The 12,497-nt window shown below is 33.5% G+C and carries 10 protein-coding genes; 4 read left to right on the top strand and 6 right to left on the bottom strand.

From position 1 onward, the window contains the following. The first annotated feature begins 175 nt into the window (after window positions 1-175). The 3 genes from rfaD to ABZC13_RS03385 are packed head-to-tail and all read left to right on the top strand — an operon-like array spanning window position 176 to window position 3,200. A complete protein-coding gene (gene rfaD, locus ABZC13_RS03375; protein WP_373000077.1) occupies window positions 176-1,183 on the top strand; it encodes an ADP-glyceromanno-heptose 6-epimerase in 1,008 nt (335 codons plus the stop codon). Beyond that, window positions 1,183-2,607, top strand: a complete 1,425-nt coding sequence (gene rfaE1 / locus ABZC13_RS03380) for a D-glycero-beta-D-manno-heptose-7-phosphate kinase (RefSeq protein ID WP_373000080.1) — start codon at window positions 1,183-1,185, stop codon at window positions 2,605-2,607. The genes rfaD and rfaE1 overlap by 1 nt, the downstream gene beginning before the upstream one ends. Continuing rightward, window positions 2,607-3,200, top strand: a complete 594-nt coding sequence (locus tag ABZC13_RS03385; protein WP_373000083.1) for a YfaZ family outer membrane protein — start codon at window positions 2,607-2,609, stop codon at window positions 3,198-3,200. The genes rfaE1 and ABZC13_RS03385 overlap by 1 nt, the downstream gene beginning before the upstream one ends. A 19-nt stretch (window positions 3,201-3,219) precedes the next feature. Here the strand turns inward: ABZC13_RS03385 and ABZC13_RS03390 are convergent, their stop codons facing one another. The 6 genes from ABZC13_RS03390 to ABZC13_RS03415 are packed head-to-tail and all read right to left on the bottom strand — an operon-like array spanning window position 3,220 to window position 11,091. Then, complete coding sequence (locus tag ABZC13_RS03390) at window positions 3,220-4,380, bottom strand: NAD(P)/FAD-dependent oxidoreductase (protein WP_373000086.1); 1,161 nt, start codon at window positions 4,378-4,380, stop codon at window positions 3,220-3,222. Then, a complete protein-coding gene (waaF, locus tag ABZC13_RS03395) occupies window positions 4,370-5,344 on the bottom strand; it encodes a lipopolysaccharide heptosyltransferase II (RefSeq protein ID WP_373000089.1) in 975 nt (324 codons plus the stop codon). Before waaF ends, ABZC13_RS03390 begins: the two co-directional genes overlap by 11 nt. Then, window positions 5,341-7,254 carry an LTA synthase family protein gene (locus tag ABZC13_RS03400; RefSeq protein WP_373000092.1) on the bottom strand — a complete coding sequence of 638 codons (1,914 nt, stop codon included), beginning with the start codon at window positions 7,252-7,254 and terminating at the stop codon, window positions 5,341-5,343. The genes waaF and ABZC13_RS03400 overlap by 4 nt, the downstream gene beginning before the upstream one ends. Further along, on the bottom strand, window positions 7,254-7,916 hold the full coding sequence (locus ABZC13_RS03405) for a phosphatase PAP2 family protein (RefSeq protein WP_373000095.1): 663 nt from the start codon (window positions 7,914-7,916) through the stop codon (window positions 7,254-7,256). Before ABZC13_RS03405 ends, ABZC13_RS03400 begins: the two co-directional genes overlap by 1 nt. A gap of 8 nt (window positions 7,917-7,924) precedes the next feature. Continuing rightward, window positions 7,925-9,199, bottom strand: a complete 1,275-nt coding sequence (locus tag ABZC13_RS03410; RefSeq protein ID WP_373000098.1) for a glycosyl hydrolase — start codon at window positions 9,197-9,199, stop codon at window positions 7,925-7,927. Further along, a complete protein-coding gene (locus tag ABZC13_RS03415) occupies window positions 9,181-11,091 on the bottom strand; it encodes an LTA synthase family protein (RefSeq protein ID WP_373000101.1) in 1,911 nt (636 codons plus the stop codon). The genes ABZC13_RS03410 and ABZC13_RS03415 overlap by 19 nt, the downstream gene beginning before the upstream one ends. 79 nt (window positions 11,092-11,170) lie before the next feature. Here ABZC13_RS03415 and ABZC13_RS03420 point away from each other — a divergent pair, with 79 nt between their 5' ends. After that, complete coding sequence (locus ABZC13_RS03420; RefSeq protein WP_373000104.1) at window positions 11,171-12,496, top strand: UDP-glucose/GDP-mannose dehydrogenase family protein; 1,326 nt, start codon at window positions 11,171-11,173, stop codon at window positions 12,494-12,496. The last annotated feature ends 1 nt before the right edge of the window (window position 12,497 follow it).

Consider the following 12,497-nt stretch of genomic DNA (forward strand, 5'->3'; position numbering starts at 1 on the left):
CTGCTGCCATTGAAGCTGTTGCTAGTGCTAAAGTAGCGATTGAAGCGATTACGATTTTTTTCATTTTTTTTCCTTAGATTAATTTTCGAACCAATTATAGTGATTTGACTCTTAAATACATGTTAATGAATTATAGTGTATCATTTTATTAAAATTATATGATATGGATGAGTAGATGAGATACATAGAAGACGACTTAAAAGAAAAAACAATTTTAATTACTGGTGGGGCTGGATTTATAGGTTCGAACCTAGCTTTTTATTTTCAAAATAATCATCCGGATGCAAAAGTCGTTGTCTTAGATAGCTTTAGAAGTGGTGAAACATTTTCAAACGGTAATTTAAAAAGCTTTGGACATTTCAAGAACCTTATAGGTTTTCGTGGTGAAGTCATAAGTGGGGATATAAATGATAAGGAACTGCTTCTAGATCTAGAAATAAACTATAAATTTGATTATATTTTTCATGAAGCTGCTATATCTGATACAACTGCATTAGAGCAGGATTTAATGATTAAAACAAACGTAAATGCTTATAAAGATCTACTTGAGTTAGCTATTAGACACGACGCAAATATGATATACGCATCTTCAGCAGCAACTTACGGGAATGCTGAATCTCCTCAAAAAGTAGGAAGGGAAGCTCCTCAAAATGTTTACGGGTTCTCTAAGCTGAGTATGGATAACTTAAGTCGTGAATATATGAAAGAGTGTGATATCTCTATTGTAGGACTTCGATATTTTAATGTTTATGGAAAAGGTGAATATTTCAAAAATACCACTGCATCTATGGTTTTACAATTTGGACATCAAATACTCTCTGGTAAAAATCCTAGACTTTTTGAAGACAGTGATAAAATCCTTCGTGACTTTATATATATAGAAGATATTGTTCAAGCAAATATTAAAGCTATGAAACCAAAGGCAAGTGGCATCTATAATGTTGGAACTGGCAAGGCTAGAAGCTTCCAAGATATAGTTGATATACTTCAACGTGAACTTGGCACAACTCTTCCTTGTGAGTATATTCCAAATCCGTTCATAGGTAGTTATCAGTTTCATACTGAAGCAGATATAGCTACAACTAGAGAAGCTTTGGGATATGAACCTAGATTTGAGATGGAAGATGCAATCAAGTTATATGTAGGTGAGATTAAAAGAATTTATGAAGAAGAAGTTAAATAATGAAGGTTCTTAAAAACTTTACTCCAAAGATATTGGTTGTCGGTGATCTAATGATAGATCACTATTTATGGGGTAGTTGTGATAGAATCTCTCCAGAAGCACCCGTACAAGTTGTTGATATTGCAAAAGAAACGACAGTTCTGGGTGGAGCAGGTAACGTTATTAATAACCTAAATGCTCTTGGAGCGGAGGTTAGTGTTAGCAGTGTTATAGGTGATGATGATAATGGACTAGAGCTTAAAAGCATGTTGAAGTCTATTAATGTAGATGATTCAAACCTTATAATTCAGAAGAGTAGAAAAACATCTAAAAAGAGTCGTATAATAGCTGTTAGTCAGCAAATTCTTAGATATGACAAAGAGAGTAAAAATGAGATTGATATAGAATCTGTTAAGAAAATAATAGATTCTATATCAGGTAATATAGCTTCTTATGATGCTGTTATCCTTTCTGATTATGGAAAGGGTGTTTTAACTTCTGAGCTTTGTCAAGGTGTTATTTCTCTTGCAAATAAAAACGGTGTAAAAGTTCTTGTTGATCCAAAGGGAAGTGACTTCTCAAAATATAAAGGAGCATATCTTCTAACTCCAAATAAGAAAGAAGCTATTTTAGCAACTGATATAGATATTAAAGATGCTGAATCTTTAAAAGATGCTCTTCTTAAGCTTAAAAATGAAGTGGAATTAGATATCTCCCTTATTACTCTGTCTGAAGATGGAATTGCTACTTATGACACGCAAGTAAAAAGATTTCCTACTGTAGCAAAAGAGGTCTTTGATGTAACCGGTGCAGGAGATACTGTTATAGCATCTATCGCATTTGCCCTTAGTGCTGGAAAAAGCATAGAAGAAACAGCATCTTTTGCTAACTTAGCTGCCGGAGTTGTTGTTGGAAAAATTGGTTCTGCTACTGTTACTTTAAATGAGATAGAAGAGTATGAAGCATCTCTACATAAAAGTACATCAGATGCACATATAAAAAGTTTTGAAGATATATCACAAATTGTAAATCGTTGTAAAGCTACTGGAAAGAAAGTGGTATTTACAAATGGATGTTTTGATATTTTACATGTTGGTCATGTTAAGTATCTTCAAGAAGCGAAAAGTTTTGGAGATGTTCTTATAGTAGGACTAAACTCTGATGAGTCTGTATCAAGGCTTAAAGGTCCGACTCGTCCTGTAAATATAGCACCTGATAGAGCTTATATATTAGCAGCTTTAGAAGCGGTTGACTTTGTTGTTCCGTTTGAACAAGATACACCTCATGACCTTATAAAAATGATTGGACCTGACACCCTCGTAAAGGGCGGTGACTACAAAGGAAAAGATGTTGTTGGAACTGAATTTGCTGGTGAATTGAAACTTGTTGACTTTGTTAATGGCAAAAGTACAACAAAGACAATCCAGAAAATACAAGGAAAGTAATGTTTAAAAAACTTGGACTACTTGCTGTATGTGCAGTATCTGCTTTTGCAATGCATAACGTAGAGCTTAATATAAATGATAAAGATTTGGAGTTTGGTGCAAAAATTGACATGGGTCAGTTTAATGATACTGTTGAACCAGATAGTGTTTTTGTAGGTGCAAAATTACTACATGGTAGTGTAGATAATAGTGAATTTTCTAGTAGCAGCGATATGCAAGATTATTTTGAAGTTAGCTTTTTAATGCAAAGAAAAGTTGAAGCTACAGATCTTGTAATAGGATTAGGGGTAAAGCTAAATGGTGCCAAAAATTTTAGCAGTGTACCTTTAGGTGCTGAGGCTAGTTATAAACTTGCTTTTAGCGATAAGATGCCACTTTATGTTAGAGGTGCTATTTATTATGCACCTGAAGTCTTATCTATGCAAGATGCAAAGAACTTTTTAGAGTATCGTGCTGCCCTTGATCTTGAAGTGATTAAAAATGGTAGTGTAACTGTAGGTTATAGATCTTTAGATACTAACTATACAGCTAGCTCTGGTGGAGATAAAAACTACAATAAATCTGTTTATATCGGATTCAAATTCGGCTTTTAATTTAATCAACGGCTCTTTTTTAGAGCTGTGATTTTTCTTTTCGTGCTGTTTTGTAGAAAAGTTTCTGTGTTGAAATCTCTTTTGGTATAGGAGTTTCATTTAAAATATTCTCACTTAATATTTTTGCCAAATACGGACCAAAAACAAACCCCCTAGATCCCAAAGCATTTATGATATATATATTTGGATAATATTCTAATGAGTCTTGCGCAATCTTGGTACCATTTTTTATTGACGGATGTTTTTTTAGTGAACTCTCATAATCTACAATTTTTCCAATAACAGGAAAATAGCTTTTTATAGTAGCTCTTGCACCTTTATATGTTTTTATCACCTCTAGATTTTTTAAAGTAATTAGCTCTTTAGTTTTATTTAAAAGAGACTCTACTTGATTTTTTTCGTTATCTACATAAAAAATGCATTTATCACAAGTTGTTGTACACTCCAGCTGCGAGGAATCATGTCTTTCATGAGTTGCACCTATCGCAACAGTACCATCATTTTTATTCGTAGATATTGAGATAGACTTATGAATGTTAAAAGGAATCTTTGTAGTGGTTTTAACATCAACTCTAAGACCAAAAATAGGAGATATCTTCATGTATGGATGTTTGACTAAAGAGTTACTGACACCTTGAGCCAGTATTATGTTTTTAGCTTTAATATCTTCTATATAATACATACCATCTTTAAAAACTAATTTGTCTATATCTTGTTTGTAAAAGTCACAACCCTCTACCATCTTGTTACAAATGCTAAGAGGCTCTATAACAGCTGCATTTTTATAAAAATAACCGTCTATATCTTTAAAGTTTGTTGATATATCTTGCAAATCTTTGCTATTAAAGTATTCATATTCTATATCATTATTCTCTAGTTTTTCTTTTGAGAAATTGTTATTTGGGACTCTTAGTACACCTTTTTTATTAATTGCATTTGGAATTAGTTCTTCATAAAAACGTATAGAGAACTTTAGAGCTTCATTTACAAAATTATTGTAACTATTTTTCTTACCTGGAAGTGGAGAAAGAAATGCTCCGGCAACTCCACTCGCTCCACCGGCAATTCCTTCTCTATCAATAATGGCTACTTTTTTTCCACTTTTTTGTAAAAAATAAGCAGTTGAGCATCCGGCCGAACCTGCTCCAATAATTAAAAAATCGTAGATTTTAGAACCCAAGTTCTCTTACTGCTTCTACAACTTCAGAAGATGTAATAGTTTTCATACAATCATGATGTCCTAATGGACACTCTCTCTTCATACAAGGAGAACAATCCATCTCATGTCTGATAATTCTACTCTTTTCATTCATCCATTGAGATGTCTCTTTATGTCTTGTAGGACCAAATATAGCAACCGTAGGTACTTGATAAGCTGCTGCCACATGCATTGGACCACTATCATTTGTAATAAAGAGTGAACATCCTGCTATATGTGAACAAAGTTCTTCTATATTTGTTTTTCCTGCTAAGTTTCTATAGTTCTCAATCCCAAAATCTTTGAGACTTGACTCAATCTCGTCCGCCATCTCTACTTCATTGGGTCCACCAAAAATTATGATATCAAACTTATCTGCAAACTCCTTAGCAACTTCAGCGAATCTCTCTGGATACCAACGTTTTGCACTTCCGTAAGTTGCACCGGCATTTATACCAATAGTGCGTTTATTAAACTGTTGAGGTTTTATATATAGTGTCAGGTTTGGTGCATCTCCATTCCAATAATCTGTGTCAGTCATAGCTAACTGACAATATTGTTTTACAAGGTGCTGTGAAGTTGGAATCTTAGGTGTATGAGATAGTAAAAACATAGAATGCCAAGATTGTCTAGAAATGCAAACTACTGTTTTTGTAAATCTTAAAAGTAGAGATGAGTGAAACTGGTTTCTAAAAGTAATAGCTAGATGAAACTGACCTAGTTCACGTGCAAGTTTATATGTAGCCAGATATCTGTTTGAAGCCTTTTTGGTATTATCTACTATCGCTCTTTGGCAAAGAGGGTGATGTTTAAGTGCTTCAATACTAACATAGCTACCTACAAATGTAAACCTTGCATCTCTATAGTGCGATGCTAAAAGCTCGATAGCTGGAGTAGCCATAATAGCATCTCCAAGCCAGTTTGGAAGAATAATCATAATTCTCATTTAGCCCACCTATTTTTTTCAAGTAACTGGGCTTCTGCTGTATCAACACCAAAAAGTAGCTTCTTCATGCTTTGTATATTTTCCTCGCTGCCCGTTTTCTCAACAATATTTTTAAAGTTATATTTTATATAACCATTGTTTGTTATAAGTCCTATAAGGTTGCCGGCATAAAAATAAACAAATCTTTCATTTATATCTTTATCAAAGAGTGAGCTACCCATAGTAGTTATGTCAGCCTTCCAGCCAAGCATATCCACTATTGTAGGAAATATGTCATTATGCCCGCCGAGAGTTTTTACTTCCTCAGGTTTAAATATTTTTGGTGCATATAAAATAAGCGGAATTCTAAAATGCTCTATAGAAGCAAGAGTCTTATCATCGGGACGATATTGTCTTGCAAGCCCATTTAAAGCATTACCGCTTCCATGATCAGATGTAAAGATAAATATAGTTCTATCAAACCAAGGTTCATCTTTTACTCCTTCCATAAAACGACGAATGGCATCATCAGCGTATATATAGGCATTCAATGCACCATTGTAGTTTTTGAGATCATGTGGATATCTTTCAAACTTTTTACTTGGAAGATGGTAGTCAGAGTGAGTAGAATCTGTAAATGCGAAACCTAAAAAAGGTTCTTTCATCTTGTTTAGCTTTTTATGGTAAAAATCAAGCATATTAAAGTCATATGTACCAGTAAGTGGCTCTCTCCCTTCATCAATCTCTTCTATATTTGGCATGTCTTGAGCGCCATAATACTCATCAAAACCAGATAGAGTACTAATTGCATCTACTCTGTATGAACGACGATTTGCAGCTTGCATCGAGATAGTAGAGTAGCCATTTTCTTTAGCAACACTTCCTAGATAACTTAGATTGGATAATTCCAGTCCTTTTCCTAAGTATTGCGCTCCCGCTGGTATTGTCACACCTGTGAATATTGAAGTAATACCAAATATAGAGCGATAGCCATTAGAGTAGAAGTTTGTAAACTTTAACCCTTCATTGCTAAGACGTTTAAAGTATGGTGTGACATTTAACTCTTTATACTTAGTGAAACCGTCAATATGTTCAGCCCCAAAAGATTCTAGTAATACAATTACAACGTTGTATTTTTCTTTGTCTTTAAACGGATATTGGCGTAAGAGAGGGTATTGTGCATCTGTAAAAGGAGCATTTGGAGTTTTAAGTGCTTCTTGAGATATAGTTATAGCTGCATCTAGCTCCATTAGATTATGCTTAGCTGTCTTTTTTGCAGTTCTATATATTGTGAAAAATCCATTCAACGCTAAGTTTCCACTACTTACTTTATTTACAGCAAACGCGTCACTACTACCAAAACTTTTCCCAGCAAAACTGTTTCGTATACCGATAAATACAACTAAAATAGTTACAATTGTCAGAAGAGCTAATTTTTTTCCAGAGATGAAATTATTTGATTCTTTTGAGAAGAATTTGTATACAGTATATAAAAATATTGCACTGATAATTATTGCACCTAGTGTGTATGGAAGCATTGATCCAAAAGCCATACCAATTATAATATCCATATCATCACCAAGGTGAAATATTTCATTTGAAATATGTCTGTGAATGTAGTCATAATAAAGTACATCACTAAAACTAAGTATAAAAATTATGTTCAAAATAATAGCCCAAAAAAGTGCTACCAATGCTCTTGTCTTTGTTTGTTTTATAAAAAGAAGAGTTAATATAAAAAGAGATGAAAATGTAAAAATAGTTATCATATCTACACGAAAGCCCATAAATAAGGATGCGTAGAATTCACTTGTAGTCAGGTTTGAAAAATCATCTGTATAGAAGTTGTATAGAGTTAGTCTAATAGCCATAAGAACTATGAAACTGAAGATTAGAAGGACTAATATCTGAGTAAGTTGATTTTTGTGCACTACGCGGAATCCTCTTTAAATACTAGTTTATAAAGTATATGAGTTGAAATATAGACTATAAAAAACGAGGTGACAACATCACTTAAGAAATGACCGCCTGCAGCCATCCTTGCTAAGGAAACTAAAGTGCCATAAACGAGAACTAGTGATATAAATAATCTTTGTCTTCTTTTAGCTAAAAGAGCAAAACCTAAAAGACTAAAAGCAGCAGCTGTATGACCTGATGAGAAAGAGTAACCACCCTGATTACTAGGTATGAAAGCAGGAGTAAACTCTTTATCTCCACCAAAGTTTACAGTCTGTGCAGGTCTTGCTCTTCCCCAGTTTTCTTTTAGAGTTGTATTGACTATGAGTGCAGGTGCTATTGTTAGAAAAAGAACTATGAAAAGCATAGCCTTAGAGTTTATATCTAAAAGTGTTTTCTTTTTCAGATAGTTATATATGAATATTGCTAAGCTTGATAGTGCAAAGGCAATAATAAGAGGCTTTACAGAATGGTAGAGGATGTCTTCTATCCATGAGCCGTTAAGAGGAAATGATTTCCCATCATAAAAGAGAGAAGCTACCGCTAGGTCTATTTGAGGAAAGCTTACAAAGATTATAGAAGAGACTAAGAAAAGTAGCCAGAAGTATAGTTTTACATTTAAATATTTTTTATTCATAGATGCAATTATACCGCTTCTTTAATGTATATATATAAAGGTGAAGAACCAATTTCTAAAGTTTCATTTTTAATCAGTTTTCCATTCATAGAATAGACTTCAAAAAAATCTTCATTTCTGAGTGTAGTTGGTTTTAGTGTCCAGTGAATTTGCAAAAGTCTGTTGTTGACTAAACATTGAAGTATGTAGTAGTCTCTTTTAATATCAAGTCGCAAAAACTGAGCGTGTTTTAAAGTTTGTATCATGAACTTATATGTATCAAATGCTGAACGCTTTCTAATCCCATTTCTGCTATCGACTAAACCGTAACCAGGAGCTATAAGCTGATGCCATGATAGAGAATTCACCTGTTGCGATGCAAAAGATAGAAGATGATATCTAAGCATAAAGTCTGCATATAGCTCTTCACTAATACACTCGTATTCGCTTGTTGGTGCATATGGTGCAGTTCCCGCTATAGGCCAGTTTACTTCCGTAATATGAAGAGAATGTTCACTTTTAGGGCTAACCCAGACCATAGTACTTAACCACGCTATCTTATCCGCAAGAGTAAATCCCATCTGAACATTTTCAGGTGCACCACGTCTGTCTACATAAAGCAGAGATGCGACACCATCATAGTGATACTTAAAAAAGTTAAAAAGTGTATGGGCTGTAAAGTGATACTCAAAGTCTATAACACCACTTCCAATAAGTTTAGCATCCGGAAACTCTTCTGTTTTTAAATCATATGCAACTTTGTAAAATCTATTGTATTCGTCAACAGAGAAAAATCCCCATTTAGCTCTATTAATAGTCGAACCTATCTCATAAATATCTACAAGACCATCAAATGTTTTAAAAATCACTCTTAAGTCTTTTTGTAAAAGTTCTAAATCTTCTACGTGTTCTCTGTCTTGAAGTATTTTTAGTATTATTTTTTTATTTTTATTTTTTAATATAAAGCTTTTAAGTTCATCAATAGTTTCAAGTTCCCAAAGTTTTATACGAAGTAAAATTCTGTTAACATCCAGCTCTTTTAAAAGTTCAAGTGTAAGTTCTGGTTCTCTTTGGTAATCAACTCCCATAGAAAAGAAACTCTCGGAATCTATCTGTTTCCTTTTTACAAATGGCATAGCTATAATCGAGAAAGGAAGAATTATAAGAGCTGTAAAGATTGTTTTTGTTAACGATAAAATCTCTCGTTTACGCATCTGTTTTTTATATTTACTGTCTTTTAGTTGTGCCGGTTGATCTGAATAGTCATCCCATTTAAAAGGAGCTTTCAATCTTTCTTCATCCATTTTGAGTTTTTTAGTAAATGAGCTTGCGCAGAGTCTATATTTAGAATTAGCTGCTCATTTTCTTTAGTTATAGAGCCTTTTTTACTGATAAGATTTTTAAAGTTATAGTATATTGAACCATCAGCATCACTAAGTCCAACAATACTCCCCATCTTAACAAAGGCAAATCTATTTTTTACACTATTATCAAAAAGAGAGTTGCCTATTGTTGTAAAAGGATTTTGCCAGCCCAGAAGATCAATAATTGTAGGAATGATATCACTGTGAGAAGACACAATATCTGATCTTTTTGGTTCTATGATTTTAGGAGCATATATAATAAGTGGGATATGAAATTCAGGTAAATTCGTATTTGTTGATTTTATCTTTTTTTCATTGCTGATTTTTGTCTGATTAGCGTGGTCAGCCGTAAAAATGAATATTGTATTGTCAAACCAAGGCTCTTTTTTAGAAGCTTCCATAAACTCTTTTATCTGCGTGTCAACATAGTTTAAAGTATTTAAAAAACCATTTTCAGACTTAACATCATGAGGGTATTTTTCCCATTGTTTACCAGGAGAATAGAAGGGGGAGTGTGTTGAAGCAGTAAAACAAAAGCTAACAAAAGGCTCTTTTATTGTTTTTAATTTTGATGATAAAAATCTTAAACTGTTCCCATCCCAAGCACCATAGTTTGGTTGCCCTGTTTCCTCTCCTGTACGTTCAATATCCTCAGCTCCGTAATACTCTCTAAATCCAGCAAGTGCACTAAGTTTGTCTACTCTAAATGAACCTCTGTCCGAGCTCTGCATCGCTAGAGTTGAATAACCGTTTTTATGTGCTATATCTCCTAAGTATGAAGGATTGTAAAGTTCAAGTCCTTCACCTAGGTTTTCGAAACCTACAGGCTGAGTAAGACCCGTATATATAGTCGTAATTCCCTCTTGTGATCTCTGCCCGTTTGCATAGAAATTTGTATACAATTGTCCTTCTTTTGCAAGTTTGTCAAGTGTAGGTGTAACTTTAAAATCATTACCAGCAAGCTCATCAAGATATCTTGAACTAAGACTCTCAATCATAATTATAACGATGTTGTAGTTGTTTTTTACAACATCTTTGTTCTTTCTCATCAGTGGAAAATTATTATCTATAAATTCAAATTTTTCTGAGTGTAAGTTTTCTTGCACCTTTTGTATAGCTTCTTCCGGTTTTATTGCTGAGTGGTCTGTACATTGTATAGTCCCCCCACGGTAATAACAGAAAAAACCGTTTAGTGCTAAGTTTCCTGAAGATACCTTATTTACAGCAAATGCATCTGAAGTACCAAACGAGATACCATCAAGTTTCCCACGGATTCCTACAAATGCAATTATTATTACAAGTAGCATATTCGCCCACTCTCTTTGTCTAATAATTTTGTTGTGTATATTAGAATTAAATACTCTATAGAAAAAATATACAATTACAAAATAAAATATTGTACCCAGTATGGTTTGAATAAGATAAAAATCTACTACCATATCAACTAAAATACCAATATCATTTCCGATTAGACTAAGCTCATTATTTAGGTGTCTGTTTACAAATCCAAAATATAAAATATCACCAATATTAAAGAAGATAATACCACCTAATATAGCTCCCCATAAAACTCCTAATGATCTTCTGTATATTTTATTTGTTGTAAATTTAAACGGCAAAAGAAGAATTAGCCATATTATAGAAGTAAATGTGAAAATCAGTGCAATATCTACGCGAACACCCATAAAAAAAGACTTTAGAGTTTCTAAAAATGTCAAATCACTAAAATAATCAAAGTAAGAAAAATAGAAGAAAAGTCTAATCGTTGTAAAAAGTAAAATACTGAAAATAACAGCTGAAATAACTTGAGTGTATCTGTTTTTAAATTGCAAATCTAATCCTAAAAAAATAAGGCGAATTATATCCTTTTTAAGGTAAAATCACTAAATTATTTTATTTAGGAATTATTTGATGAAAATATCAGTTATTGGAACGGGTTATGTAGGTTTAGTAAGCGGTGTGTGTTTTGCGCAGATGGGAAACAGTGTAACTTGTGTAGATATTGATGAGAAGAAAATTGAAGATTTGAAACAAGGTATTATACCTATCTATGAGCCAGGCTTAGAAGATATGACATTAGAAAATTACAAAAATAAAACACTTGACTTCACTACTGATTCTAGTAAAGCAATTAAGAATTCTAAAATAGCTTTTATTGCAGTTGGAACTCCAATGGGTGAAGATGGAAGTGCTGACTTAAAATATGTTTTAGCTGTTGCAAAAACTATCGGTGAGTCTATAGATGATTACATGGTTGTTGTTGATAAATCAACTGTTCCTGTAGGAACTGCTGATAAAGTTCAAGCTACAATCCAAGCTGAGCTTGACCGTAGAGGTGTTGATATAAAGTTCGATGTTGTGTCGAATCCAGAATTTTTAAAAGAGGGTGCAGCAGTAAATGATTTCTTGCATCCGGACCGTGTTGTAATCGGTGCTGAGAGCGAAAAAGCCATGGATGTAATGAGAGAGTTATATGCTCCGTTTATGAAGCGTCATGAGTTGTTTATAGCTATGGATATAAAAAGTGCTGAGATGACAAAGTATGCTGCAAATGCAATGCTTGCAACTAAAATATCTTTTATGAATGAGATGAGTCAAATCTGTGAGAGAGTTGGAGCTGATATAAATAAGGTGAGAAACGGCATCGGAAGTGACAGTCGTATTGGATATAGCTTTATCTATCCAGGCTGTGGATATGGCGGAAGCTGTTTTCCAAAAGATGTACAAGCTCTGGCAAAAACAGCAAAAGACTTTGGATATAATCCTAGAATATTAGACGCTGTTGAAGCTGTTAATCTTGACCAAAAATATGTAATGAGTAATAAGGTTATTACTAGATTTGGTGAAAATCTTGAAGGTAAGACTTTTGCTGTTTGGGGACTTAGTTTTAAACCTGAAACTGATGATATGAGAGAGGCAAGTTCTATTACAATTATAAACGAGTTGACTTCAAGAGGGGCGAAAGTTGTAGCTTATGACCCAAAAGCTAGACATGAAGCCCAGAGCTATTACTTAAAAGGTAATGATAAAGTTTCTTATGTTGATGGTAAATACGATGCACTCAAAAGTGCTGACGCTGTTATCCTTGTAACAGAGTGGCAAGAGTTTAGAAGTCCTGACTTTGATGAGATGAAAAAACTACTTAAAAACCCAGTGTTTTTTGATGGTAGAAATCAGTTTAATAAAGAAAAAATGAATGAATACGGTTTTGAGTATTTTCAGATTGGTGTGAACTAAG

The organism is Sulfurimonas sp. (assembly GCF_041563035.1).
In the GTDB taxonomy this organism is placed as follows: Bacteria; Campylobacterota; Campylobacteria; order Campylobacterales; family Sulfurimonadaceae; genus Sulfurimonas.